Annotated in this window: 22 protein-coding genes and 1 tRNA gene; 15 read left to right on the top strand and 8 right to left on the bottom strand. The window is 45.2% G+C overall.

The window, feature by feature from the left end; all coding sequences use genetic code 11:
* Window positions 1-27: 27 nt before the first annotated feature.
* From miaA to DYADSP32_RS03855, 4 genes are all read right to left on the bottom strand, one after another.
* Window positions 28-1,119 (bottom strand): tRNA (adenosine(37)-N6)-dimethylallyltransferase MiaA, encoded by a 1,092-nt coding sequence (miaA, locus tag DYADSP32_RS03870; protein ID WP_414617497.1) that lies wholly within the window; start codon window positions 1,117-1,119, stop codon window positions 28-30.
* A complete protein-coding gene (locus tag DYADSP32_RS03865) occupies window positions 1,106-1,993 on the bottom strand; it encodes a hypothetical protein (RefSeq protein WP_414617496.1) in 888 nt (295 codons plus the stop codon). The genes miaA and DYADSP32_RS03865 overlap by 14 nt, the downstream gene beginning before the upstream one ends.
* Before the next feature lie 117 nt (window positions 1,994-2,110).
* Window positions 2,111-2,719, bottom strand: coding sequence for a hypothetical protein (locus DYADSP32_RS03860; protein WP_149243949.1), 609 nt, complete (start codon window positions 2,717-2,719; stop codon window positions 2,111-2,113).
* Window positions 2,720-2,948: 229 nt separating this feature from the next.
* Window positions 2,949-3,809, bottom strand: a complete 861-nt coding sequence (locus DYADSP32_RS03855; RefSeq protein WP_149243950.1) for a methylated-DNA--[protein]-cysteine S-methyltransferase — start codon at window positions 3,807-3,809, stop codon at window positions 2,949-2,951.
* Between the two features lie 252 nt (window positions 3,810-4,061).
* On the opposite strand from DYADSP32_RS03855, the gene DYADSP32_RS03850 reads away from it, so the two are divergent.
* Together DYADSP32_RS03850 and DYADSP32_RS03845 are read left to right on the top strand one after the other, a co-directional pair.
* Complete coding sequence (locus DYADSP32_RS03850; RefSeq protein WP_149243951.1) at window positions 4,062-4,706, top strand: cysteine hydrolase; 645 nt, start codon at window positions 4,062-4,064, stop codon at window positions 4,704-4,706.
* Between the two features lie 24 nt (window positions 4,707-4,730).
* Window positions 4,731-5,036, top strand: coding sequence for a hypothetical protein (locus tag DYADSP32_RS03845; protein ID WP_149243952.1), 306 nt, complete (start codon window positions 4,731-4,733; stop codon window positions 5,034-5,036).
* Between the two features lie 366 nt (window positions 5,037-5,402).
* Here the strand turns inward: DYADSP32_RS03845 and DYADSP32_RS03840 are convergent, their stop codons facing one another.
* Window positions 5,403-6,383, bottom strand: a complete 981-nt coding sequence (locus tag DYADSP32_RS03840; protein ID WP_149243953.1) for a Gfo/Idh/MocA family protein — start codon at window positions 6,381-6,383, stop codon at window positions 5,403-5,405.
* A 123-nt stretch (window positions 6,384-6,506) separates the two neighbouring features.
* Between DYADSP32_RS03840 and DYADSP32_RS03835 the strand changes: the two genes are divergently transcribed.
* From DYADSP32_RS03835 to DYADSP32_RS03820, 4 genes are all read left to right on the top strand, one after another.
* Window positions 6,507-6,728: a VF530 family protein gene (locus DYADSP32_RS03835; protein WP_149243954.1), complete on the top strand. Its 222-nt coding sequence runs from the start codon at window positions 6,507-6,509 to the stop codon at window positions 6,726-6,728.
* Window positions 6,729-6,791: 63 nt separating this feature from the next.
* The gene (locus DYADSP32_RS03830; RefSeq protein ID WP_149243955.1) at window positions 6,792-7,667 is read left to right on the top strand and encodes a J domain-containing protein; all 876 of its coding nucleotides are present in this window, start codon (window positions 6,792-6,794) and stop codon (window positions 7,665-7,667) included.
* Between the two features lie 5 nt (window positions 7,668-7,672).
* Window positions 7,673-7,966, top strand: a complete 294-nt coding sequence (locus DYADSP32_RS03825; RefSeq protein WP_149243956.1) for a chaperone modulator CbpM — start codon at window positions 7,673-7,675, stop codon at window positions 7,964-7,966.
* 110 nt (window positions 7,967-8,076) lie between these two features.
* Window positions 8,077-9,312: a DEAD/DEAH box helicase gene (locus tag DYADSP32_RS03820; protein ID WP_149243957.1), complete on the top strand. Its 1,236-nt coding sequence runs from the start codon at window positions 8,077-8,079 to the stop codon at window positions 9,310-9,312.
* A gap of 70 nt (window positions 9,313-9,382) precedes the next feature.
* On the opposite strand, the gene DYADSP32_RS03815 is transcribed toward DYADSP32_RS03820, so the two are convergent.
* Window positions 9,383-10,117, bottom strand: coding sequence for an SH3 domain-containing protein (locus DYADSP32_RS03815; protein WP_414617495.1), 735 nt, complete (start codon window positions 10,115-10,117; stop codon window positions 9,383-9,385).
* A gap of 70 nt (window positions 10,118-10,187) precedes the next feature.
* Between DYADSP32_RS03815 and DYADSP32_RS03810 the strand changes: the two genes are divergently transcribed.
* The 7 genes from DYADSP32_RS03810 (at window position 10,188) to DYADSP32_RS03780 (ending at window position 20,354) form a co-directional block, all read left to right on the top strand.
* A tRNA-Lys gene (locus DYADSP32_RS03810) sits at window positions 10,188-10,260 on the top strand.
* Between the two features lie 254 nt (window positions 10,261-10,514).
* Window positions 10,515-10,904, top strand: a complete 390-nt coding sequence (locus tag DYADSP32_RS03805; RefSeq protein WP_149243958.1) for a hypothetical protein — start codon at window positions 10,515-10,517, stop codon at window positions 10,902-10,904.
* 371 nt (window positions 10,905-11,275) lie between these two features.
* A complete protein-coding gene (locus tag DYADSP32_RS03800; protein WP_414617494.1) occupies window positions 11,276-11,857 on the top strand; it encodes a Crp/Fnr family transcriptional regulator in 582 nt (193 codons plus the stop codon).
* A 72-nt stretch (window positions 11,858-11,929) separates the two neighbouring features.
* Window positions 11,930-12,364: a cupin domain-containing protein gene (locus DYADSP32_RS03795; protein WP_149243960.1), complete on the top strand. Its 435-nt coding sequence runs from the start codon at window positions 11,930-11,932 to the stop codon at window positions 12,362-12,364.
* A 348-nt stretch (window positions 12,365-12,712) separates the two neighbouring features.
* On the top strand, window positions 12,713-13,117 hold the full coding sequence (locus DYADSP32_RS03790) for an ester cyclase (RefSeq protein ID WP_414617493.1): 405 nt from the start codon (window positions 12,713-12,715) through the stop codon (window positions 13,115-13,117).
* Between the two features lie 287 nt (window positions 13,118-13,404).
* Window positions 13,405-16,761, top strand: a complete 3,357-nt coding sequence (locus DYADSP32_RS03785; protein WP_149243962.1) for a BspA family leucine-rich repeat surface protein — start codon at window positions 13,405-13,407, stop codon at window positions 16,759-16,761.
* A 77-nt stretch (window positions 16,762-16,838) separates the two neighbouring features.
* Window positions 16,839-20,354, top strand: coding sequence for a T9SS type A sorting domain-containing protein (locus DYADSP32_RS03780; RefSeq protein ID WP_149243963.1), 3,516 nt, complete (start codon window positions 16,839-16,841; stop codon window positions 20,352-20,354).
* Between the two features lie 183 nt (window positions 20,355-20,537).
* Here DYADSP32_RS03780 and DYADSP32_RS03775 read toward each other — a convergent pair whose 3' ends face one another.
* Together DYADSP32_RS03775 and DYADSP32_RS03770 are read right to left on the bottom strand one after the other, a co-directional pair.
* Entirely contained in the window at window positions 20,538-21,842 is a 1,305-nt protein-coding gene (locus tag DYADSP32_RS03775; RefSeq protein ID WP_414617492.1) for a sulfatase-like hydrolase/transferase, read from the bottom strand.
* A 77-nt stretch (window positions 21,843-21,919) separates the two neighbouring features.
* Window positions 21,920-22,132 carry a RagB/SusD family nutrient uptake outer membrane protein gene (locus DYADSP32_RS03770; RefSeq protein WP_414618149.1) on the bottom strand — a complete coding sequence of 71 codons (213 nt, stop codon included), beginning with the start codon at window positions 22,130-22,132 and terminating at the stop codon, window positions 21,920-21,922.
* A 154-nt stretch (window positions 22,133-22,286) separates the two neighbouring features.
* On the opposite strand from DYADSP32_RS03770, the gene DYADSP32_RS03765 reads away from it, so the two are divergent.
* Window positions 22,287-23,129: an alpha/beta hydrolase gene (locus DYADSP32_RS03765; protein ID WP_414617491.1), complete on the top strand. Its 843-nt coding sequence runs from the start codon at window positions 22,287-22,289 to the stop codon at window positions 23,127-23,129.
* A gap of 336 nt (window positions 23,130-23,465) precedes the next feature.
* Entirely contained in the window at window positions 23,466-25,424 is a 1,959-nt protein-coding gene (locus DYADSP32_RS03760) for a tetratricopeptide repeat protein (protein ID WP_149243965.1), read from the top strand.
* Window positions 25,425-25,502: the final 78 nt, after the last annotated feature.

Raw genomic sequence — 25,502 nt, 5'->3', positions numbered from 1 at the left:
ACATTTAATTTAACCACAAACTTTTCACTAAAACGATTCGTACATACGAATAACCTCTCTGACCTTTTCTTCCTCGGGAGCATCGGTATCCAGCCAGTGAATTACAATTCCATCCTTTTCCATCTTACGAAAGTATGTCATCTGACGTTTGGCAAAACGATGAATCTCTGTCTCCAGTTTCTTTTTCATCTCAGTCAGAGTGAGCTTGCCTGTCAAATACAGGGTTACATATTTATACTCCAGGCCATAATAAGTCAGTTGTTCTGCGGACAAGCCACTGCTTAATAACTCACTCACCTCCTCTACCAAACCGTTGGCAATCCTATCGTGCAGGCGTGAACTGATCTTCTGTCGGCGAAGCTCAACAGGGGGATCCAGACCGATACACACGTACTCATAATTTTCAGATGCATCTGCAGATGAAAGTTCTACGTCAGGATTCTTTTTTAGAAACGAGGCAATTTCTATTGCACGAATTAATCTTTTCCGCGTAGAAGTATCGGCAACCTCGCTATATGCACTAACCTCCTGATCGAAAATTTTCAGCAACTCTTCCGATTCCAGCTCGTCCAGTGTGGCCCTCAACGCTTCATCTTTCGGAATGCCAGTGAAAGAATAACCTTTGAGGATGGCATCAATGTACATGCCCGAACCTCCACACACCACCGGAATGTGCTGGCGGGAACATATCTGCTGATAAGCCACGTCAAAATCCTTCTGAAACAGGCTTACATTGTACTTCTCCCCCGCCTCCAGCACATCAATTAAATGGAACCGAACTTGACTTCCATCGACAACAAATTCGTCCAGATCCTTACCTGTCCCGATCGTCATACCGCGATACACCTGCCGGGAGTCGGCACTGATCACTTCTCCGCCGATGCGACTTGCCACCCGTGCCGCCAGTCGCGTTTTTCCTGACGCTGTGGGGCCAAGGATCACCAGCAGTGGCTTTTTTTTTAAGAAATGTATATCACGAGTACCCACCACAGAAGGTTTAAAAGTTGTATAAGGCAGATGAAACAAATGTGTGCGAATATTTTCACCAAAATTACACCAAAAGAAATCTTCTAAACCCATCAATCCTTCTCTCAACCGAATAATTTCACTTTTCCGCATTACCTGGATAATTCTTGACAAACTTCCGGCTTCCTAAATTGTAAATAAGCACCTTGCCTGCCTGTTCTTCAGCCGAAAGCTTCCAATTAAAACGGCATTGCGAAACCGGATCGAGCCAAAACGGTATGGGAGGTGTTTCTGACACGGCTTGGAATCCCATTTTCGCATAACTCCCGCCTTCGGACCACTCCAGATCGGCGTATGTCATGATATCTCCGGGACTAAAATCTTTGACAAATGCGTTGATCAGCTTGCTTAAGCCACCGATTACGGTACAATTTAGCACACTGGAAAACCTGATCAATTCATAGGATCGATAAGGAACATCGCCTCGCCGGAATATACGGGGGTGGCTAAACGTAGCAACAGCGACAAGAAATTCTGAATCAGGGAGTTCTTCACCAAATCTCTGATCCAAAACCCGGTAATATCGCTCAGGAAGAAAGAGGCCATACCGGATCTTCGAACCCACGGAACCCTGCAAATGATTGCGAGTTAAAAAATCGCCCGCCCGCTTTTTATCTATTCGCCGAGGTACAGTGAGCCTGGCAGGTATCTTTTGCGAAATGCCGAGCAAGGCGGCGATCCGGGATTTCACAATCAGCTGACGGGCAGTCCAATCATCTTCCCAAATGACAATTTGCGGGCAGTCAAGGTCTTCCTGTACAAAATCGGCTTTGGTAAATGCATTTGTCACGCCAAGACTTACCCACTGTTTCAAATCAATCAGTGTGCATATGATCAACAATTGGCTTTCTGAGCAAATCTCAACCCTGTCGAAGGCAGGAAATTCGCATGAGCTAACCCTAGCCCCTTTTCCCAAATGCTCAATCCAGGAACAAAACTGAATTGTAAATGCCGATTTAGATTCCAATTTACGCAACAATCAATCCATGTAAAAGCGTGTAAGTAAGGGTAAATTCGGTTGCAAACAAAAAAATAGCGCAGTAGAATTTACTGCGCCAGCGATTCATAGGGTATCAGTTCCGGACTATTTAGACTTCCCCAGTCCAAAAATCAAGCCTACATTAACACCACCAAACTGCGATGTCGACTCAAAATTCACATTGTCTGCGGTACCTGTCTGGGCGCTGTTATTTTTGTTACCATAAACAAAATGATAGATCCCTTCGATCTGCAACCCTACATTGCCAAAGGCAAAAACTACTCCCAACCTGGGCGCTGTTCCAAAATTGCTATGTCTCGTGGATTCACCAATGGTGTTACCGTTGTATTTGGCATTGTATTTGGAGAAATACATTCCCGCATCGCCACCTACGTATGGACGAATTACACCTTCGGTAAAAAAGTAGTCTAGCGTGGCGGTTACCGGCATAACGGCTCCATTAAAACTTAGCGTTTGACCAGCAACAGTATAATCGGTTCCGTCTGCATAAATTTTACCAGCTATCCCGATCGCGAAATTTGGAGAAACAAAACCTCTCAGATTTACCCCCCCACCTGCAATTGTTTTAGAATTTTCACGATTTGACTTAGCCAGTCCACCTTGCACACCCAGTGAAAGTTGGGCAAATCCGCTTACATTCATCAGAAGTACCACTGCCATTGCCATTGTCGAGCGAATCAATACAGTTTTCATAAAATATTGGTTTATAGTTTAAAGATATTGCTAACCCTCAAAACCAATACCACGCCACAATTAACAATAATGATATTAAGAAAATCTTAGTTTGTTGATTTAGAACAATCTAACCGCATAAAATATCATAATAATCATAATTTAAAACCCCAACGAATGTCCACGTAATTCCTCATCTGTAAACGGCATCCGGGAAAAAACTGGGCAAAAATCCATTAGTGGAGCGGCTTTAAACCGTGCCATTGGCCTGGCCCGCCAGCCTGGCAGCTTCCCAAACAATCAGGGCTTTTTTACGGGTACTTCCCCAACGGTATTCACCTAAAATTCCTTCTTTTCGGATTACACGATGACAGGGAATCAGATAGGCAATCGGATTATCACCCACAGCCGTACCAACAGCTCTCACCGCCTTTGGATTTCCGATGCTGTTCGCTATTTGCTGATATGTAGAGACCGCTCCCGGACGTATCGCCAACAGTGCCTCCCACACCTTCAATTGAAAATTGGTGCCCTGGACCAGCAAAGGCAGCTTTTCAAGCGAACCCGCATGGGGCTGAAAGATCTGCCGAACATACTTCGCAGTTACGGCTGTATTGTCCGCTATGGAAGCGAAATGCCACTTTTTGGCAAGAAGAATGAGTTGTTCGTCCCGGAAACCTTCCTCAACGAAAGCCATCGTACATATTCCACGAGCTGTTACCGCCAGAAAACACTCTCCAAATGGTGTAGGATGAAAACCATAGTCTATGTGCAAACCTTTACCCGAAGTCTTGAATTCCTGCGGTGTAACCGCCTCGATGCCTGTAAACAAGTCGTAGACTCTGCTTTGGCTCGACAATCCAGCAGATTCGGCCAGCTCAATCAGGTTGGTTGATTCGCTTATCTTTTGCTTTAAATAATCCGCAGTAATGTACTGCAAAAACTTCTTTGGACTTACACCAGCCCACTCACTGAAAAGCCTTTGAAAATGAAACTGACTTGTGTTCACCTCCGCCGCAACCTCAAACAATGTCGGCTGGCTCTTCACATGCTCCGTTATATATTCGATCGCCCTGGCAATCTTTTCATAATTATAGGTTTCTTGATCCATAAAACGCATTAGTAAAACAAAGGATATACCGAGCAACTTGTTATAGAACTACAATACAAAAATGCCGGGAGTACTTTTTAGACCCAACCTGAAACTTGCTTAACAAGTTGCTGAAACTACTGTCTCAGTGACCTAACCTTATGACATTTGCCTTTAACACTAAAAAAAACACAGGATTACATATCAAACGAAAGATATTGGAGTTACTTTAATGTACCACAATTTAATCAAAATACCCAAACCTGATAAGTCATGGAATTAAACCCAAAAGAGACTGCACTGGTTCTGATCGAATTCCAGAACGATTTCACGACGGAAGGCGGCATCTTTCACGGCGCCGTAAATGGAGTCATGAACTCCAACAACATGCTTCAGAATACGGTCGACACCGTAAATGCAGCACGCGAGGCCGGCATACAAATCGTTTATGTGCCCATTTCGTTCACCGAAGATTACCATGAGGTAACCGCTACACCGTATGGAATTCTCAAAGGTGTTGTAGACAACGGCGCTTTTAAGAAAAATACCTGGGGAACTGAAATTGCCGAAATTTTAGCTCCTGAAAAAAATGACATTATCATTGAAGGAAAAAGGAGCTTCTGTGGATTTGCCAGCACCAACCTGGATTTTATCCTTCGTAGCACCGGTGCAAAAAACGTCGTGCTTGCCGGATTTCTGACCAATTGCTGTGTAGAATCTACCATGCGGACTGCTTATGATAAAGGTTACAATGTGATCTCGCTGACAGACTGCTGCGCTTCGCTTAGCGCCGAGCAACACAACAACGCCATCGAAAACGACTTTCCGATGTTCAGCCAGCCCATGACACATGACCAATTCATCCACCTTATTGAAACTCAGGGCTCATTGGAGCTTAAAGGAAAAGGATACGAGTAAAATGTTCAACGTAAATAACTGTAAATGAAATCATTAAAATACATTGTGGGATTGTGTTTAATCCTTATTACCAGCACTGCCAACGCGCAAAACTTCAAAGCAGATCTAAAAAAATTAAATAATGATGTCGAAGCCGCTTACAAAAACAAAAAACTGACAGAAGTAGAGTATATCAAATTAAAAGAAGAGCATAATATTATACAGCAGGCCATAGACAAAGCCGCAGCCGACGGTGTTACCACTCCCGACGAAAAAAACAAGATCTATTCCAAAATCCTGAGATCGAAGAAAAGATTTGCCAAGTACAAAACCAATGCGGAGGTATATTAGCTGCTGGCTTTCGGCTCTCACGTGTTAACAGAGCTGGCAACTGCATTGTTAATTTGAACAATAGAGCTCATTAAAATTTACACCAAAGGTCCGTCTCTTAGTACAGGGACGGACCTTTCGCAACCAGTATGCATGTAAAACGTTGGGGGAAAACCTCCCAGATACCCTAGTAATCCTTTTTCCCGTCCTTCTTGGCCTTCTTTTCGGCACGTTTCTCTTTCAAATTCTTCTCTGGCTCTTTCTTAGTACTTCCCTTGTCCAGATTTTTACCCTTTGCCATGACTATTAAGATTTAGCGTTACAATGTCAAATTAACAGAATTAAATAATCACTTGGTATCTACCCATCCGTTTTTTTCCAGGAGATTCATTTTCCCGTAATCCAGTCCATAATGTGATTTGCCCGGGCACCGGTAATGCCATTGCTGGGACTTATGCCCTCTCCCCGCAGCTCCTTCACAATTTGTTCGATCAGAGGTTGCTGAACATGCGTCGGATACGGGATGTTGAAGACTTCTGTTCCCGCTGCGGTTTCCACCTTGATATCAAATTTTTCGAAAAATGAAAAATGTATCCTCCCTTTGGAGCCCACTATCTGCGCCTGGTCTTCCCTCTGCTCCTTGTTAACCGTGTAACACCAACTTCCCAGGCCTAATATCCCAGACTCAAACTCAAAATTTGCCACAGTTATGTCGTTGGCTTCATACAATCCTGCCTGATTGCGGGATATTCCGGATGCCGCTTTGATGGGTCCAAAAACATATTCCAGTAAATCGAACTGGTGAGAGGCCAGGTCATGAAAATGCCCCCCGCCCGAAATGGCAGGATCAACACGCCAGCGCGGTTTGGCGTTTTCGCCCACTTCCTCGTCGTAGGGTTGCCATTGCAAACAGATATTCACGAACCGCACATCACCAATTACCTTACTATCAATGAGTTCCTTGATTTTTAGAAAATAAGGTAATGCTCTCCTGTAATAGGCTACAAATAATGGCAGACCCGTCTCTGCGCTAATGGCATTCATCCGGTCACATTCTTCTGCGTTTCTGGCCATTGGTTTCTCCACGTACACTGGCTTTCCAGCCTGCATCGCCTTCCGGGTATATTCCTCATGCATATCGGGTGGGGTGGCAATGTATATGGCATTCACTTCCGGGTCATTGATCAATGCATCCACATCGTCATACCACTTCGGTACACCATGACGAACCGCATAATCTTCTGCAAGTTTGCCGTCTCGTCTCATCACAGCAACGAGCTCCGAATGCTCCACTTTATTAAATGCCGGGCCACTTTTCACTTCGGTTACATTCCCACAACCAATTATCCCCCATTTTACACTGTCCATAGTATTCTTTATAAGATTGATTATCAAGTAAGCACTTTAATTACCTATTCTAATGAAATGAGGCTATTTTTGCTAAACATTCCGATAAAAGAATTAGCGGCCTGACATCAAAAACGGATATCCATGGAAACTCAAAAAAATAATCCCCTTCACGGTAAAACACTGGAAGCAATTCTGAATGAACTGGTTGATTATTTTGGCTGGGACCAGCTTGGCAATCAGGTCAACATCAATAGTTTTCAACATGAGCCCAGTGTCAAATCAAGTTTGAAATTTTTACGAAAAACACCCTGGGCGCGTAAAAAGGTCGAAGACCTGTATATTCATATGCTGGGAAGAAGGTGAATCAAACAAAATTTCCAGGAATGAAACTGTTACTCAATTATCCAACATTCATCTACCGAAATCATGCCCTTCGTTGACTATTATCAGATACTAGGATTACAAAAAACGGCCACCGACAAGGAAATCAAAAATGCCTATCGAAAACTCGCCCGTAAATTTCACCCCGACCTCAACCCGAATGACAAGGAGGCTGAGAAAAAATTTCAGGAGCTCAACGAGGCCAATGAGGTTTTGAGTGACCCGGAAAAAAGAAAAAAATATGACCAATATGGCCAGGACTGGCAACATGGAGCCGAATATGAAAAGGCACGCCAGGCCCAGAGCCAGCAAAGAAGATGGAGCTCCGGCGACGCAGGTGGCGATGGATTCTCGGATTTCTTCGAATCCATGTTTGGTGGCGGATCCGGTTTCAGTGGCGGACGCCAGACCAAATACCGTGGACAGGACTACAAAGCCGAAGTTCATCTTGACCTCCGGGATGCCTACGAAACGCACAAGCAAACCCTGACCGTAAATGGAAAAAATATCAGGATCACCGTCCCGGCAGGAATTGAAAACGGTCAAACAATCAAAATACCGGGACATGGTGGCAAAGGTGCGAGTGGCGGACCGGACGGAGATTTGTACATCACTTTTACAGTAGCCAACGACCCCAGGTTCCGAAGAGCAGGCAATGACCTGCATGTAAAAGAGGAACTGAATTTGTACACGGCAGTGCTTGGTGGCGAAATTATCATTGAAACCTTGAGTGGCAAAATCAAACTGCCCGTTAAGGCAGAAACGCAGAATGGCAGTGTCGTGCGCCTAAAAGGCAAAGGTTTTCCTGTTTACAAGAAAGAAGGACAGTTTGGCGACCTCTACCTTACTTTTGATGTAAAAGTGCCTACGAATTTAACCGAGAAACAAAAGGAACTATTTACTGAACTCTCTAAATCCTGATGGCTATGGAAGCTCAAAAACTAATCGCTGCCGACACTTTTTGTTCCCATTACCAGGTTACCTATGCGTTTGTGCAGTCGTTGAACGAACTGGGCCTGATCGAAACGGTAATCATGGAAGAAACTGAGTTTATCCAGATACCGCATCTGCAAAAAATAGAACAGATCATCCGGCTTCACGAGGATCTGGACATTAACCTGGAGGGTATTCAGGCCATAGATTCACTTTTGACCCGGATTGAGCGTATGCAGGAAGAAATGATGGCAGTTAAAAACCGGCTCCGGCTCTATGAGGCGTAACAGACTATAATCTGCTTACACCGAATTCAAAAATGTGAATGCCAAATAAGGAACGTATCTTTGTACCCCGCTCAATCCAATGAGCGGGTCGTTGACAAGAATTCGTTTCTATGAAATTTGAAGATTACCACATTGCCCCGGAAATAAAGCGAAGCCTGGAAAAGGCTGGATTTAAACGTCCTACCGACATTCAGTTCAAAGCCATTCCGGCCATTATGAAGGGTGAAGATGTACTCGCCATTGCGCAGACCGGCACTGGGAAAACTGCCGCCTTCGCCATACCAGTCGTAGATCTGCTCTCACGGCAGAAACCTTCCTCCCGTGCCGAAGGAATAAAATGTCTGGTAATGGTGCCTACAAGAGAACTGGCAATCCAAATAACAGAAGTATTTGAACGCATTGCGCAATACACTTCCATCAAAGCAATAAGCGTTTTTGGCGGGGTGGAGCAAGCACCACAGATCGCTCAACTGGAGAGGGGCGTTGATATACTCATTTCCACGCCCGGCAGGATGTTTGACCTGGTGAGCCAGGGACACATCAAACTAAACCGGATCGAAATACTTATTCTGGACGAAGCCGACCACATGCTGGACCTGGGGTTCATCAAAGACATTCAGGATCTGATCAAATTTTTACCAAAAAACAGACAAACCCTGTTTTTCTCGGCGACGATCAATGAGAAAATCAAAAAACTTGCCTACTCTTTGGTTCGGAATGCAATCCGGATTCAGATCTCCCCGCAGAATCCCGTAGCCCGAAACATCACACACTCCGTTGCTTTTATCGGCATGGATGACAAACGTTTTTTTCTGGAAAGAGTGATCAAAGAGAATCCGGATAAGAAAATTCTGGTTTTTGTACGCACCAAAGTTCGTGCTGAGCGTGTTTTCAAGGCACTGGAACGAATGGAGATAGAAGCCGTCACCATTCATGGAGATAAAGAGCAAAAGGATCGCCTGGAAGCCATGGCGTCGTTCCGAAAAGGTGAGGTGAAAATTCTGATCGCAACAGATGTGAGTGCGAGGGGAATCGATATTGCCAATGTAGACTACGTGGTCAACTATGATTTACCTGAGCAGGCCGAAAACTATGTACACCGCGTCGGACGCACCGGCCGTGGTGTGCAGAAGGGCATTGCGGTATCGTTCTGCAGTCCGGAAGAAAAGCCTGTGCTCGACGAAATACAGGAGTACCTCGGACAACCGATTGATATTCTGAAAATCAGCACGACGGATTACAGCGAGACACTCGATTTCACAGCCGACACCACCGATGACCTGAAATCCCTCATGAAAGAAGTGGAGGAATTTGAATCAAGAAAAAAGAAGCACAAAAAGCGCTAACCTATAATTCTACATAGACGGCATTCATCTCCCGGCATCTGCTCACGGGCTTCCTTTCTGTAGATCCCCATTAAATAGGCAGCAGATCGCTATTTCTTACATAAACGATCCGGTTATCCCACAGCACCCTGTCCCAGTGGTCCTGGGAGCCTACCACAATGATCTTGTGCCCCTTCCCTATTCTATCTACAACAGATGATGCCGAAGACGGCTCGTCTCTCAGAAATGTATTTTCATTGATAATGATCCCGGTCTTGTAAAATGACGGAATATTTACAACTCCCAAAATCACGAGCAGGTATCCGACAATAGACACCTTGTGAATCCGTAGAATAGCCTCCCTCCTTCTTACTTTCAGAATCATGATCCAAACAATGTAAATACCCAGGGCCAGCAATAAAATGGGAATGTAAGCTCCATAGCGCCGGTAGAAAATGATAAAGTAATTGTAATCATCGAAGGCGTATCCAGTGAGATTATGCTCGTCTGCAAGCTTAGCCATTTTTTCAAATAATTTTCTGGACGGTTTTATAAGCGCTAGTTTGTTCAGATAATAAAGGCAATCGGTGTAATTATTGGCCCTCTCCGACAAAAATGCAAGCTTAAGTATAAGGCTTTCATTATTTTTTTCACTGTCATTAAAACTTTTTTTATACAAGGAGTACGCCTCCTGATACCGTGCGATAGCAAACAGAGAATCAGCTGTTTTCAACACAGTACGCGGTCTGGCAAAGCCCAAATCAGGCAGGATTATCAGCACCAGAAGTATGAGAAAGCCAAGGTATTTGTTATGGATTGCTTGCATTATAAATTTTAGAATTCTACTTTTGCATCGCAATTACGGAAAACGCTCCGGCTAATCCAATACCTTGTCCGATTCCGTAGCTCAGCTGGTAGAGCAATACACTTTTAATGTATGGGTCCTGGGTTCGAATCCCAGCGGGATCACTTGAAGAAATAACAAAAAGGCTCAAAAGCCTGCAAATCAACTGATTAGCAGGCTTTTTTCTTTCCGGATTATGCCAAAATATTCAATTTTTCGCAAATTTTTGGTGAGTCATTCGGTGGGTTCAATAGTCTGATGTCTTCACTCACCAGAATCTTTATAACTCATTGTATAATAAGATGTTCAAGCCGTGAACATCTTGCGCTGAACAGGCTTGCAAGACTACTTTTGTTCAACTTTTTAACCTGAAAAAGGTATGAAAACAAAACTGAGTCTGCTTTTCTATTTGAAAAAGCCGAACGCCCAGAGTATCACCAAAGTTGATTTACGGGCCGTGCCATTTCACTCGTATCCCTATAAAAATAGCTTCGTAACCGACATTCTTGGAGAAGCCGGTGTTTCGCCGCCATTAATCCCTACTGCATGGGCTGACCCCAGATCTGCATACTATTTTCGTCAGGCCCGGGATAGTAAAAACAGACTTTACATTTGCAACAATCCCTATGCAATAGATGAAATTTTCAGATACGATGGAAGAATTTTTGAAAAGTTCGCCCACCTGCTGAGCCGGAGGATCTACTCAGCCCTCGTCGTGATGCCCAATGATGAGATCAGTATTTTTGATACGGTGAATTCAAGGTGGTAACTGGAAAACGCCAGATTCAGTGCCGGATTCAGTTTCCTTGGATCGGTCTCAATTGCCTAATGTGGAAATGGCGGATGGCTATTATCACGATGGAAACACGTGGCTTTCCACGTATTCGACGGGGTTACTTCAATATCGGGGCAACAAAAGGGTGGCGCAGTTTGTGGGCAAACAACCCAATTCCGGTTCATACATCGTTCAATCGTGGAAACTGCTAATATGCTGTCCTGGGACGGCACCTGTTGAAAAGTTGTCGATTGTATGTAATTTGCCTCGATGGAGTCAATGCCAACAAATTATTCAGTTTTAGCTGTCTGGGAATGGGCGCGCTCACTTCTACATCTGGCATACTTTCTTTAAGCAAATTTAACATGGCTACGCATCCGTTACTCTCAACGCTCCAGTCGAGGCACGACTTTCCATCTTCTGAATTCGAAAAATTCCTCGCTCTTTTTCAATCGCGAAAAATTGCTAAAAATGAAATGATTTTTCATCAGGGAGAGGTTGTAAAGCAGCTTATGTTTATTTTGAAAGGTTGCATGCGCCAATATCACCTCACGCAGGAAGGCATCGAGAGGACTATATTTTTCGCAGAAGAGGGATGGTGGTGTGGTGAAATGGATAGCTTTATCAACCGGACACCTTCTACCATGAGCATGCAGGCACTCGAAGATTGTCAGGTTCTGTCCATTGATCTGGAAAACTGGGAGCATGCTACCCGGACTATTCCGGATTATGCGCTTTATCAAATAAAAAACAGGGGCCGTAATGTCGCATGGCTTAAAAACCAGCTCAGCAACATGGCCACTGAGACACCGGATGAAAAGTACAGAAGAATCCTGAAGGAAACACCTCACTGGATAAACCGTCTTCCGCAATACCACATCGCAAGCTACCTGGGTGTTACACCGGAAACCCTCAGCAGAATTCGGAAAAGAAATATGCATTTGTGAAATTTCTTGATTTGAATCAACTTTTTAAAAGATTTCTAAGACTTGATTTGTATGCCATAAAAAACATATGTTATGAAATCCTTTGAAATAATAAATCTGGGTAATGGTTTGGAAATCCATTTTTGTTTGGATGCTACTGATACGAATGCACAATTCACCATGTTTAAAGTAGTAATTCATCCCAATGCAAAAGTACCTGCTGCTCATTATCACGAAAATTTTGATGAGACTATTTACGGACTTAAAGGATCGCTGACACTAATGGTTGATGATCAGATTATCACTCTTGGACCGGGTGACTTTCATTTTATCAAAAGAGGAAGAGTTCATAATTTCATCAATCAGACGGATGAAACCGTTGAAGTCCTTGCTTTTGCCAATCCTGGTGTTCTGACAGCGAATTACTTCAAAGACCTATTAGGGATATTCGAAGCTGGCGGTCCGCCCGATATGGGCAAGCTTAAAAGCATAATGCTGGAATACGGACTTGTTCCGGTTGTCAGCTAACACCTGTTATTTCTTGTTTTTTACCAGCCGTTTAAAGATGGTTAGGGATTTCTATATCCAAATTTTTCGGTAGGAATATTTGGCTGTCGCCTGATATTATGGAAGAACCCGTCTCAAAAAAGGTTTGCCGCACTTCGCTCAATGGGAATTTTGAAATAGTAATTTCCATTTCTCACTAAACACCTTATAGTTAGCATGTTAACTTAAACGTTTTGACCCAAATTTGACAGGATTTGTCCCACAACTGATCGTGCACAGAAGGCACGAACGATATTTTTGCGTCTGGTAAAATACATGGAGGTTGTATGTATTCCGACAAAAAAATCAGACATCAAAAACTTAAACGTAATGGAAAACATTAAAGTCATCAATTACTTCATTGAGGAAATAGTCAATAATAAAAATTTGGATGCAGCCAATGAGATCGTGTCGGAAGATTTCATTGAACATGTCCCGTTCCCCGGGCAGAAGCAAGGCAGAGAAGGCTTAAAATCTGTGCTTAATTCCATGTTTACCGGTTTTCCTGATATGCACTGGACTGTCGATGAACAGATTTCGGAAGGTGAAAAAGTAGTGACCCGGTTTACGTGGACGGGAACGCACCAGGGTGATTTCATGGGCATTCCGGCGACAAATAAAAGTGTTGAAGTTTGGGGAGTGGTGATTGATGTCGTCAAAAACGGTTGGTTTTCAGAAAGCAGGATCATCATGGATACGGTGGGTCTGCTGACGCAACTGGGCGTTATGTCCTGATCCATTCCGAAACATTTACAGCATGGAGCCGATGTTGCGCATGCCGGTATAAATCGCTGTCCCTAATTTACAAACTGTACCGTGCGGTCAGAGCGCACAGTGCGGGTTGTCAAGCTGCCCGAAGACCCGTTCAGCCGAACTACTCAACAATTCAATCAAATTTAATCGTTCTCCAACATCCACCGGGATCGCCGTGCCTGTTGGAGAAAGTTACGTTTGGCGGGAACTCCCGAAAGCGCTTAAAAATTCAACTTCCACTCAACTTACATTTTGCAAACTTCCAAATCATGAAAACACTTTACATACTTTTACTGACGCTCGTCAGTCATCTTGCTATCGCACAAACCCCTTTCATTACCCGTTGGAACCTGGCCACAGCCGGATCGGGAGCAACACAACTCACATTTAGCGTAGAGACTTCCGGGCCGGTAAGTTACACCTGGCAGGAGGTGTCGCCCGGCATGGGATCGGGGTCAGGCACATTTACGGGGAGCACGGCCACCATTACTGGCCTCCCTTCGGGCGCTGTCATTGACCTGAGTATCAGCCCGACCAATTTCAACAGGTTGTATATCAACAAAGGCATTGACAAAAACCGGTTGACCGACGTCCGCCAGTGGGGAACTACGGCCTGGACCTCGATGGATGCTGCATTTTACGGCTGCTCCAACCTGCAGGTCACTGCCGCAGACATACCCAATTTGAGCGGGGTTACCAGCATTGAAGCGATGTTTAAGGAATGTTCAATCCTGAACGGGCCAGCAAATATCGGAAGTTGGAACACGGAGAATGTGACTCGAATGAATAACCTTTTCGAGGCAGCAAATGTCTTTAATCAGCCAATAGGCGACTGGAATACGGCGAAGGTGACGAATATGCTCAACATGTTTTTTCGTGCAAGTGCTTTCAACCAGCCCCTTGACAGTTGGAATACGGGGAAGGTCAATAATATGAATTCCATGTTTGCGGAAGCAGATGCTTTTAATCAACCTATCGGCGCATGGAACACGGAAGATGTGACGGATATGACGCATATGTTTTTCTCTGCAGATGCCTTTAATCAACCTGTTAGCACCTGGAATGTCGCAAAGGTGACCAGTATGCTCAATATGTTTGGAAACGCGGTTTCCTTCAACAAGTCTCTAGCTAGCTGGAATACCGCTAGTGTAACTACCATGTCGGGAATGTTCAGTGGTGCCATCGCCTTCAATCAGCCCATCGGCGCCTGGAACACCGCCAGTGTAACGAGCATGAGAAGCATGTTTGTCAATGCCAGTGCCTTCAACCAACCCATTGGCGCCTGGAATGTTACAAATGTAACCGATATGTACGGCATGTTTGCCAGGGCCAGTGCCTTCGACCAGCCCATCGGCGCCTGGAATACTGCAAATGTGACCGATATGACTGGCATGTTTGAAAAGGCCAGTGCCTTCAACCAGCCCATCGGCAATTGGAATACCGCTCAAGTCGCGTATATGGGCCGGATGTTTGGCGATGCCAGTGCCTTCAACCAGCCCATCGGCGGTTGGAATACCGCTCAAGTCACAGATATGCGCAGCATGTTTGACGAGGCAAGCTCCTTCAACAGGTCCCTCGGCAGCTGGAAGCTAAATGCCACGGTAGATTTAACAAATATGTTTTTCAACAGCGGCCTCGATTGCGATTACTACACCGCAACACTGGTTGGTTGGAGCGCCAATCCTGCCACACCAAGCGGGCGCTCACTTGGCGCCAATGGCAGATCTTACGGCACCAGTGCTGCCGCCGCCCGTAACAATCTGGTGACGATCAAAGGATGGACCATCACGGGTGATGCAGCATCGGGCTCAGATTGCTCCGGTGCCCAGTCTTTTGTTACCCGGTGGAACCTGGCTACGAGCGGATCGGGACCGACACAACTTTCATTCGGAGTGGAAACTTCCGGGACGGTAAATTACACCTGGCAGGAGGTGTCGCCCGGGACGGCTTCAGGTAATGGCACTTTTACAGGCTTTACCGCTACCATCACAGGCCTTCCTTCCGACGCGATCATTGATCTTCGCATCAGCCCGGGAAATTTCGAACGTCTCAATATCAACAATGGCACCGACAAACACAGGTTGACCGACGTCCGCCAATGGGGAACCTTAGCCTGGAAAAATATGAGTCTTTCCTTCTACGGCTGCTCAAATTTACAGATCAGCGCCGCAGATCTACCCAATTTGAACAGAGTTACCGACATGGTATCCATGTTCAGACTGTGTACAATTCTGAATGGGCCAGCCAACATTGGCAGTTGGAATACGGAGAATGTGACCAATATGAACAGCATGTTTAATGGAGCCAGTGCCTTTAACCAGCCTATCGGAACCTGGAATACGGCGAAGGTGACCAATATGTTTGAAATGTTTCGCAATGCTATTGCGTTCAACCAGCCTCTCAACACCAGGGCGAATGGCATTTGGAATACAGAAAACGTAACCAATATCGCAAATATGTTTTTGGGTGCCATCGCTTTTAATCAACCCATTGGCGGCTGGAATACAGCAAAGGTAACCACTATGGTGGGCGTTTTTTCAGGGGCAACCGCCTTCAACCAGCCCATCGGTAGCTGGACTACTGATGTAAATAGCATGGCTAATATGTTTAATGGTGCGAGTTCATTCAATCAGCCGATCGGGAACTGGAATACTGCGACGGTTACAGCCATGAATAATATGTTTTTCGGAGCAACAGCTTTTAATCAGCCTATTGGCGATTGGAATACGGCTAATGTAACCAATATGAACCAAATGTTTCGTCTTGCTACTTCGTTCAACCAATCCCTCGGTGACTGGACGCTGAATGCCGGGGTGACTTTGGTTGATATGCTTACTGGCAGTGGCCAGAATTGCAACTACTATAGCGCAACGCTGAACGGATGGAGCGCCAATTCTTCCACACCCAGCGGTCGTTCGTTAGGCGCCAGTGGCAGATCCTACGGCACTAACGCTGCGGCGGCCCGTACCAATCTGATTACGACCAAAGCCTGGACCATCACGGGTGATGCAGCATCCGGGGCGGATTGCTCTTCCGCTCTACCCGTTACCCTGGTTTCCTTTTCCGGGAAAAAAAACGCTGAAAATAAAAATACACTCAAATGGATCACAGCCGATGAAAAGGACTTCGACCGGTTTGAGATTCAGCGGTCGGGCGATGCGAAGGTGTTTGAGACGGTTGGAGTTGTGCAGGGGCAAGGGGCAGAGGGTTTGGGGAGCGAAGCCTCGAGATCTCAGGTACTCAGCACTTACACTTTTACCGATCCAGCGGCGGGGGCTTCCAACTACTATCGCCTTAAAATGGTGGATCGGGCCGCGAACGGTGTGGACGATTCATTCGAGTATTCCCGCATCATATCCATTGCCAATTCAGCGGAACAGGCTGTGGTGGGAAGTTTTTATCCTAACCCTTCAAACGGAAAAGTATTTGTGGATGTGTATGCGGTGGAAAGCGGCAGCTGGACTTTGACGGTTACCGATCCTGCCGGAAAAATCATCGGCACGCAGGTGCGTGATCTGAAAATGGGCATGAATAAAATCAGTGTGCATGGGCTGTCTACCGGCCTGAATCTGGTACGTTTTGCGCATGGGCAATTCTCAGAAGTCAGGAAGCTGATCACAGAGTAAACGTGGCTTCTACTTCATTTTACGTAATTCAATATTTTAACACCATTTCTTTCAGAATAACTTATTCGCTCCTCAAAATGAAACTTGAACTATTCTATTCCCGCTATAAATTTTGCTTTTCTCTTTTAATCGTCGTTTTGTTATTCGGCGATATCACGCTGGGCGCGCAAACCATCTGGACCAGTGGAGCGGGCACCACCAACTGGAGCACTGGCAATAACTGGAGCACCGGCGTACCTCCGGATGCGACAAGTGATGTCGTGATTTCCGCAACTCCCACCAGGCAACCGGTCATAGGAGCCAGCGTAATCGCGCTTGCAAAAACTGTTGAAATACAAACAGGGGCCACCCTCACCATTGCGTCAACAGGCAAGCTCACTGTGAACGGTTTTAAAGTGATAACTGGCGGTAGCACGTCGTTTTATAATGCAGGTACATTTGAAAACAACGGACAGCTCGTTGTCGGGAATATATCCAGCTCAGGAACTTATGGAATCTGGAATACCGGGACCTTTAAAAATAACGCCGGTGGAGACATCGACATTGACGGATCTACCCAAATTGGTTTTTACAATTCTGCAGGGACAGTTACGAACGTTGCCAGTATTACGATCGGTGGCGCCGGCAGTGCAGGTACCGACGGGCTTCGGAACAATGCAACCTTTAACAACAATACGGGCGGCCTGATCGTGATTAACAACGCGAGTATGTTCGGTTGTAATAACAATTCGGGTACGTTTACCAATGCCGCTACTTTGAAAGTCGGTTCTGTTGCCGGAGTCGGGCAATATGGAATTGCGAACGCTGCCATTTTCAATAACAATTCCGGCGGAGACATTGATATAAACAGAACCACAAGTATTGGTTTCTATAATTCCGCTGGCACAGTTACGAATGCCGCCGCCATCACGATCGGTTCCACCAGCAGTGTGGGTACGTATGGGATCCTGAACCAGGCAGCCTTTAATAACAACACGGGCGGGGCGATCGGGATTGACAATGCGCTTATGTTCGGTCTGAATAACCAATCAGGAACATTTACGAATGCCTCCACTTTAACGGTCGGTTCTGTTGCCGGAGTTGGACAATATGGAATTGCCAATGCCGCCATTTTCAACAACAACACCGGGGGAGACATTGATATTGCCAGAACCACAAGCATCGGTTTCTATAATTCGGCCGGAACAGTTACGAATGCCTCCGGAATAACAATCGGAGCGAACAATAGTGTAGGCCAACAGGGGCTTCAGAACGAGGCCGCCTTTAATAACAACACCGGCGGAGTGATCGGGATTGACAATACATTGCAGTCGGGTTTATACAACGTTTCGGGAACATTTAACAATGCGGCTACACTTGTTATCGGTGCAGTATCGGATGTTGGGTTGAACGGAGTGCGGAATGAAGCAACTTTCAATAACAACTCGGCGGGAACGATCAATATTAACAGATCTGCAAGTGCCGGTTTCCTTAATTCAGCCGGAACAGTTACCAATGCCGCCGCCATCACGATCGGTTCCACCAGCAGTGTAGGTACATATGGCATCCTGAACCGGGCAGCCTTTAACAACGCTAGCGGCGTGATCGAAATAGATCGTTCGCAAGAGGGCGGTTTTTCCAACTTTGGAACATTTAACAATGCGGCTACTTTAACCGTCGGTGAGCTCGCGAGTGTTGGAACCTACGGAATTCAGAATCTCGGCACTTTCAGCAATAATGCCGGTGGAGACATTTATGTTAACAGAAGCACAAGTATAGGTTTCGGTAATTCTGAGGGAACCGTTACAAATGCCGCCAGTATCAGGATCGGTGCAAAATATAGTGTGGGGAGTATGGGCGTCGAAAACAGGGCCGCTTTTAATAACAACACTGGCGGCGTGATCGAAATTGATCGTTTGACATACATCGGTTTTTACAACGTTGGAACATTTAACAATGCTGCTACTTTAACCGTCGGTGTGCTCGCGAGTGTTGGAACCTACGGAATTCAGAATCTCGGCACTTTCAGCAATAACACCGGTGGAGACATCGCTATCGACAGAAGCAGAAGCATCGGTTTCTATAATTTTGCCGGAACAGTTACGAATACAGCCAGCATAAGGATCGGTGCAACATACAGCGCCGGTGCAACTGGTCTTTACAACGGTGCAGCTTTTAACAACAACGCAGATGGTGTGATCGAGATTGATCGAAGCGATGATGATGGTTTAAATAATAATTCAGGAACATTTACCAATTCCGCCACCTTGGCAATTGGCGCTACCGCGAGTGTTGGAGAAAACGGAATCGTGAATAGCGCCATTTTCAATAACAATACGGGCGGAGACATCGACATTGACAGAAGCACAAGTATCAGTTTCAAAAATTCTGCCGGAACAGTTACGAATGCCGCCAGCATAAGGATCGGTGCAACATACACTGCGGGGAGTATTGGCCTGGAAAACAAGGCCGCTTTTAATAACAACCCTGGCGGCGTGATCGAAATTGATCGTTCATATGCTTACGAATTGTCAAACAGCGGCACATTGACAAATTCCGCCACCTTGAAGATTGGTGTTAATGCAGCTGTGGGGACAAATGAGATCCGGAATTTTGCCACTTTCATCAATAATCCGTGTGCGCAGGTGATTGTGGAGAGAGGTAATTTTATAAACCTTTCGGCCAGCACTGTGACCAGTTCCGGACTCATTCAAATTGCCAATATTTTAAACAATGCGGGAAGCTTCACCAACAACGGCGTACTGAAGTATGGCAGTCTTACAGGAACCGTTGTAAATAATCAGCTGGTTGTTAACAACATTCCTACACCAATCTTTACTTACGGCGGCGCATTCTCCGGAACAATTGACGGGATATTTTCTGATAGCGACGCAATGGAGTCTGCGGGTGATTTTACCGCTCCCAACGACTTCGAGGCCAGTGAATCGCAGTCAGTGGGTGTTCATACTTTTTATGCCAAAGTCTCGCTGAACGGGTCAGATTGCTCATACATCGTGCCATTTACGTACTCCGTCACGGCGCTACCGGTCACCCTGGTTTCCTTTTCCGGAAAAAAAACCGCTGAAAACCAGAATACGCTCAGATGGATCACAGCCGATGAAAAGGATTTCGACCGGTTCGAGGTTCACCGTTCGGGCGATGCGAAGGTGTTTGAGACGATTGGAAAAGTTTTGGGGCATGGGGATTGGAGCATGGGTGTCGCCGCGGAGCCGGGTCAAATCCTTAACAATTACACTTTTACCGATCCGACGCCGGAGGCTTCCAACTATTATCGTTTGAAAATGGTGGATCGCGGTGGTTCATTTCAATATTCCCGCATCATATCCATTGAGAATTCAGCGGAACAGGCCGTCGTGGGTAGTTTTTATCCTAATCCTTCAAACGGAAAAGTATTCGTAGATGTGTATGCTGTGGAAAGTGGCAGCTGGACTTTGACGATCACCGACGCAGCCGGGAAAGTCATCGGCACGCAGGTGCATGATCTGAAAATGGGCATGAATAAAATCAGTGTGCATGGGCTGTCTACAGGCCTGAACCTGGTACGTTTTGCGCATGGGCAATTCTCGGAAGTCAGGAAGATCGTCCGTGAGTAGCCTTGTCTTTCGTACGGGGGCGCCAGTCCGGCCCGTCAGGCGCCCCCCTGAAAATGACCAACAGATTATCACAATGATATTGGTACGATTTGCTGTTTGAGAAAAACAGGCAGAACCAACGAACAAAAGCCGAAATGAAAAAAAAATATCTGATAAACATCATTCTGTGCAGTGAACAACAAATTAGGATTTCTTCGGAACCTCAGACATTTTTTTTACCCAGCTTTCCATCAATGCTCTCAGTGAGTCGGCCTCGGATGGGAATTTTTGGTAAACATCCGTAGTCTCGCCCTGATCGTTACTGATGTCAAACAAAGAATATTTACCCTTTTCATTTACCAGCTTCCATTTGCCTTTTCTTATGGCATTTGAATTTCCGGAATTCCAGAATAGCGGCCTTTCTTCCATGCGCAGTTTTTTATCAAAAAGTACATTTTTGAAACTTTTCCCGGCACAGTCTGGATCCCGGGGCAGCGTTGTACCTGTTAGTTCGCAGATCGTAGGAAAAATATCCATCGTCATGAGTTGCTCCGTACTGGTTGCCGGTTTGATCACACCCTTCCAAGAGGCAATGGCAGGGATCCGATGCCCCCCCTCCCAAACCTGCCCTTTAAATCCTCTGAATGGGAAATTAGACCCGACCTGATTGGCCCCATTGTCTGAAATAAATAGGACGAGTGTCTTTTCGGAGATAGCGTGTTTCTCAAGTGTTGCCATAATTTTGCCAATGCCTTCGTCCATGATTTCTATCATCTTACTGTACACTTCGGCCTGGTTATCAATTGAAACAGGTTTAACCGGCTTGCCTTCCTTTCGTTCAGGCCCACTTTCCCGAACCTGATAGGGAGCGTGTGGTGCTTCATGCGCCACATACAGAAAGAAAGGCTTGTTCTTACTTTTTTCAATGAACGAAAGGGAGTGCTCAGTGATAAGGTCCGTTGTATAACCCTTTTCGTCAGATTTGTCCGTATTGAGCCACCAGTCAAAATTATTCTCCTGATCGAAATGGCTTATATAGTCAACATTACCACTGGTGTAGCCTTTGAAAATATCAAAACCCTGTTTCACTGGCGAGTATGCAGTGTCATAGCCCAGATGCCACTTTCCAATAATTCCTGTCTTGTAATCCCGCTTTTTCAGTACCTCGGGAATCAGTACCTCGTTCAGGTCAAGCCCGACATGCCGGTGGCTTTTTGCGGTGATCACACCTGAAATACCTACGCTCTGAGGATATTTCCCCGTAAGCAAGGCTGCGCGTGTAGGACTGCATACCGCTCCATTGGAATGAAAATCGAGAAACCTGATCCCCCCTTGTGCCAACTTGTCAATATGGGGTGTTTTCGTTTTTTTGTTCCCATAGCAAGCCAGATCACCATAGCCCATGTCGTCAGCCAGTATGATGATTATATTGGGCTTGTCGACATGTTGAGCTACGCCCAAGGCCATCACCGAAAGAATTAACAGCAGTGTAATCAAATATTTTTGCATCAAGAGATTCACATTTAATGTCGCAGGCGTTTGCTTTGTCAAGCCAGTTGAACTAATTGCTATAAGCGGCATAGCTTCTAATTATACCCCGGATTTTGAGAACCAAGACGGGCATTATTGATAAATTCAGTCGCCGGGATCGGATACAGAAAATATTTTTTACCAGTAATGGGATGTGTGATGACCCTCTCAACCGGGAAAGTGCGCTTTGAAATATCCATTTGCACCTGAATGGCGGCCGTAAGATTACCCCAACGGTTCAGGTCGAAATACCTGTTACTAAAATGAATCTTACCCTGTTGTGTTAATCTATAATTTGAGTAACGCCCCAGGGCATTGTGCTATCGAACTGCCCCTCGGTATCTAGTGCACAGTATGTTTGCCCCCATTTGTACTTAAAGAAGCGTGACCATTTAAAAGCAGACTGATTGATCTTCCGTGCCTATGTTAACCACCCTACGCCTTACACTGTGCTCACTTCTTCTGGCTGCTGCATTGCTTGCTCAATCACAAGCTTACCAAACTCCGCTTGTGGTTACATACAAACAAATCGATACCCTTAGCCTGAAGATGAACATCTATCTACCTGCTGCAACTTCCGGGGCAGTAAGCCATCCGGCAATTATCTTCTTTTTTGGAGGAGGCTGGAAAGGCGGGAATATCAGCCAGTTCCAAGGGCAGGCGATGTACTTTGCTTCCAGGGGAATGGTCGCCGTTTTAGCGGACTATCGCGTAGCATCCAGAAATAATACCACTCCGTTTGAAGCCGTTGCTGATGCCAAGTCCGCAATCCGGTACCTGAGAAAAAATGCCGCAAAATTTCATATTGACCCGAACCGCATCGTGGGTGCTGGTGGTTCGGCCGGAGGCCATCTCGCCGCTGCAGCTGACCTGACAAAACTGGAAGAACCACAAGCAGATACCACCGAAAGCGCCAGACCCAATGCTCTCGTCTTGTTTAATCCGGTGTTAAATAACGGGCCGGGTGAGTATGGTTATGACCGCATAGGCGATCGTTATAATGAAATTTCTCCATTTCACAATATTCAAAAAGGTGCCGCGCCAACCATTGCATTTTTTGGGACCAGCGACACACTTATTTCCGTAGAGACGGCAAAATCCTATGAGACAAAAATGAAAAAAAATGGGAACCGCTTTGAACTTTATCTCTTTCCGGGTCAGTCTCACGGTTTTTTTAATAAAGGGATTTATTACGAAAAAACACTGCGGCAGGCCGACATTTTCCTCGAATCACTCGCTTATTTGTCAGGAAAACCGACCATTTGAGTATTTTCCAAGTACTACTTTCAAAGCCCGAATAGCTAATGGTCATAAAATGTCTCTACACAAAATCCTGAACAGATATGGAAAAGCCGCTCCCACTCCTGGTAGTTTCAGGCCAAACTCCCCTATTTTAAGGCCAACTGACACACCCGTCCAGAGAATACCACTAGATAGTAATAAGGCTGATATGACTACCTTAATATGCAAATACAGGAACCATTTTTCCTATTTTTTTCAGGTCGGACTAATTAACTTTGTAAGGTGACTTATCAGAGAGTAGCTTTCAAAGACAATTTTCGATAACCTGCCCCACGGATTTTATTTCCTCAAAACTCAACGATGTCTGTAAAAAGAACTTTTGGCCCGGTCTTATTCATTGCAGTTATCCTTTTCATCACTATTTTTTCTAATGCCTGCTTTGGTCAACACTTATCTGAACTGATCATTCATTTTAATCAATTTAAAGGAAGACCAACAGATTCCACCCAGGTATCTGTATGTAACAAACTGGCTGAAAAATACTTATATAACCAACCGGACAGCGCTGTTTTATTTGGAAAGATAGCCTTGCAGGGCGCTAAAAAGCTTCAACTTTCCAGGCAGAAAGCTAAGGCTTACAATCAGATTGCCAAAACCTACTATATTACAGGATCCTATTTTGAGTCGCTATCGTATGCAGATTCCGCTTTGGCCCTTAGCAGGCAAAGTGATTTCAAGCCGGAAATTGCCACGGCAATCAATACCCGGGGGCTAATTTATCTTGGCCAGAACAGGTTTACTGAGGCCATACCGGAATTTTCAAAAGCACTGCTTTTGAATGAGCAGTTAAAAGACAGTGCAAGAATTGCAGCGAATTACTTCAACATCGGTTTAGCTTACGACGAACTTCGTCAGTTCGACAAAGCATTTTCTAATTTGGAAAAGGCATTACTGGTTGCAAAACAATGCAAGGATGGACATCTTAACCAAATGTCTCTGAACCGGATCGGCGAAACCTATTACCACGCTAAAAATTATAAACAGGCATTATACTACTTTCGGTCCGCACTTGGTTTTGCCGCTTACCAGGACAAATGGGAAGAAGGGTTTGCCTATTCGGGTATGGCTCAGGTCCTATATGAAATGAAGGAATACCCGCAAGCACTGGACTATGCAGCCAAAAGTTATGCGTTAATGAAAAAGCTGAATGCCGACTGGGATACGGAAAGGGCAGCCCATATTTTATCCAAGTGTTATGCAGCTCTAAAAAACTACCAGAAAGCATATGAATACCAAGCCATTGCACGCGCCTATGGCGACAGTATCCTGAACGAGAAAAAGGAACAGGAAATAAATTATCTGCATTTGCAGGACAAAAAAGCTGAGAATTTAGAGTTGGTAAGAGAAAATGAAAACAGCCGGCAGGTGATCCAAAGTAACCGTATCGTTATTATCCTGACTACCCTGTTCTCGATGCTGCTGTTGGCTACCCTATTTTTTTTAAGGCGAAATATCATTCGAAAAAACGCCCTAAACCAGGAACTAAAACATAGAAACACGGAGATTGAACACCAGAAAGAAGAGATTCAGGCGCAACGCGAAGAGCTGGTTTCGATTAATAGAACTAAAGACCGGGTCTTGTCTGTAATCGGCCATGATCTGCGAAGCCCTTTTGCTTCCGTTCGTCAGGCTTTAGAACTGGTTCGGAGTGGTGATATTGACAAGGCTGCTCAGGAGATGTTATTTGAAAATTTCCACAGACAAATAGGGCTGGTCTCAGAGCTGATCGACAATCTGCTTGCCTGGGCCAGCAGCCAGCAGAGCGGACAGACAATTAGATATAAAAAAGTCAATTTAACCGAGGCCACCCAAAAAGTAATTTCACTTTACAAATTTTCCTTCGAACAAAAAAAACAACGTATCCTGTATACATGCCAAAAGGACGTATTTATTGAGGCGGATGAAAATCATGTAAAAATCATTCTTCAAAACATTCTGAGCAACGCGATCAAGTTTACTCCTCAGAACGGGACAATTAAAGTATTTTATACACAAGAAAAAGATTTCGTAGCCATCCATATCCAGGACAATGGAATGGGTATGTCCGGAGAAAAACTTGCAGCATTGTTTAAGGCATCCGGGGTGGCGATAAACGAAAAAGGAACCGAAAGGGAGCCAGGCACGGGCCTGGGTTTACTGCTTATCAAACAATTTGTGAAAGAAAACAAAGGCCGGATAGAAGTGAAAAGCGAAAAAGACAAAGGATCCGAGTTTATAGTCTATTTCAAGTCAATTCATACGACCGAGCCTTCGCTTTAAAATTCCAGTCTAAACATGATTCAAACACCGAACGGGTACGGGACAACGGATAATGGTCAGCCTTGTGTCATAAAGAAT

It is taken from the genome of Dyadobacter sp. 32 (assembly GCF_902506755.1).
GTDB lineage: Bacteria > Bacteroidota > Bacteroidia > Cytophagales > Spirosomataceae > Dyadobacter.
Note: the sequence above shows the minus strand (reverse complement) of the source record. Positions and strands in the feature narration are given on the sequence as shown.

Coding starts and splice junctions, on each gene's coding strand:
- DYADSP32_RS03765 (WP_414617491.1), top strand. CDS start 22,287: ATGTTAACCACCCTACGCCTTACACTGTGCTCACTTCTTCTGGCTGCT.
- DYADSP32_RS03840 (WP_149243953.1), bottom strand. CDS start 6,383: ATGGACAGTGTAAAATGGGGGATAATTGGTTGTGGGAATGTAACCGAA.
- DYADSP32_RS03830 (WP_149243955.1), top strand. CDS start 6,792: ATGCCCTTCGTTGACTATTATCAGATACTAGGATTACAAAAAACGGCC.
- DYADSP32_RS03860 (WP_149243949.1), bottom strand. CDS start 2,719: ATGAAAACTGTATTGATTCGCTCGACAATGGCAATGGCAGTGGTACTT.
- DYADSP32_RS03790 (WP_414617493.1), top strand. CDS start 12,713: ATGGAAAACATTAAAGTCATCAATTACTTCATTGAGGAAATAGTCAAT.
- DYADSP32_RS03855 (WP_149243950.1), bottom strand. CDS start 3,809: ATGGATCAAGAAACCTATAATTATGAAAAGATTGCCAGGGCGATCGAA.
- DYADSP32_RS03850 (WP_149243951.1), top strand. CDS start 4,062: ATGGAATTAAACCCAAAAGAGACTGCACTGGTTCTGATCGAATTCCAG.
- DYADSP32_RS03805 (WP_149243958.1), top strand. CDS start 10,515: ATGAAAACAAAACTGAGTCTGCTTTTCTATTTGAAAAAGCCGAACGCC.
- DYADSP32_RS03775 (WP_414617492.1), bottom strand. CDS start 21,842: ATGCAAAAATATTTGATTACACTGCTGTTAATTCTTTCGGTGATGGCC.
- DYADSP32_RS03825 (WP_149243956.1), top strand. CDS start 7,673: ATGGAAGCTCAAAAACTAATCGCTGCCGACACTTTTTGTTCCCATTAC.
- DYADSP32_RS03780 (WP_149243963.1), top strand. CDS start 16,839: ATGAAACTTGAACTATTCTATTCCCGCTATAAATTTTGCTTTTCTCTT.
- DYADSP32_RS03815 (WP_414617495.1), bottom strand. CDS start 10,117: ATGCAAGCAATCCATAACAAATACCTTGGCTTTCTCATACTTCTGGTG.
- DYADSP32_RS03760 (WP_149243965.1), top strand. CDS start 23,466: ATGTCTGTAAAAAGAACTTTTGGCCCGGTCTTATTCATTGCAGTTATC.
- DYADSP32_RS03845 (WP_149243952.1), top strand. CDS start 4,731: ATGAAATCATTAAAATACATTGTGGGATTGTGTTTAATCCTTATTACC.
- DYADSP32_RS03835 (WP_149243954.1), top strand. CDS start 6,507: ATGGAAACTCAAAAAAATAATCCCCTTCACGGTAAAACACTGGAAGCA.
- DYADSP32_RS03795 (WP_149243960.1), top strand. CDS start 11,930: ATGAAATCCTTTGAAATAATAAATCTGGGTAATGGTTTGGAAATCCAT.
- DYADSP32_RS03820 (WP_149243957.1), top strand. CDS start 8,077: ATGAAATTTGAAGATTACCACATTGCCCCGGAAATAAAGCGAAGCCTG.
- DYADSP32_RS03785 (WP_149243962.1), top strand. CDS start 13,405: ATGAAAACACTTTACATACTTTTACTGACGCTCGTCAGTCATCTTGCT.
- miaA (WP_414617497.1), bottom strand. CDS start 1,119: ATGCGGAAAAGTGAAATTATTCGGTTGAGAGAAGGATTGATGGGTTTA.
- DYADSP32_RS03800 (WP_414617494.1), top strand. CDS start 11,276: ATGGCTACGCATCCGTTACTCTCAACGCTCCAGTCGAGGCACGACTTT.